1 pseudogene is annotated in these 234 nt (G+C 45.7%); it reads right to left on the bottom strand.

Annotated elements, in window-relative coordinates:
• Positions 1–234: pseudogene (locus LD028_RS09500) on the bottom strand (F510_1955 family glycosylhydrolase); the annotation flags it as partial.

Genomic DNA, 234 nt, shown 5'->3' with positions numbered 1-234 from the left:
ATAAATGTCGTCGTATCAATTTTTCTCGTAAACCGTTCAAACGTATTCCCGTTATCTCTCGAAATGAAAACTCCCTCGGCTGTACTAATCCCGACCATATTTTCATCCGTTGGGTGAGCCACAATCGTTCTCGCTGCCGTTTGCGGCAGGCCATTCAATTGACTTGGCGACCACGTTTTGCCGTCATCTTTGCTGTAAAATACCCCTCGTCCGAGCGTTTCATTTTCTTCTTGA

The sequence above is a fragment of the Anoxybacillus sp. LAT27 genome, assembly GCF_022030075.1.
Lineage (GTDB): Bacteria > Bacillota > Bacilli > Bacillales > Anoxybacillaceae > Anoxybacillus > Anoxybacillus kestanbolensis.
Note: the sequence above shows the minus strand (reverse complement) of the source record. Positions and strands in the feature narration are given on the sequence as shown.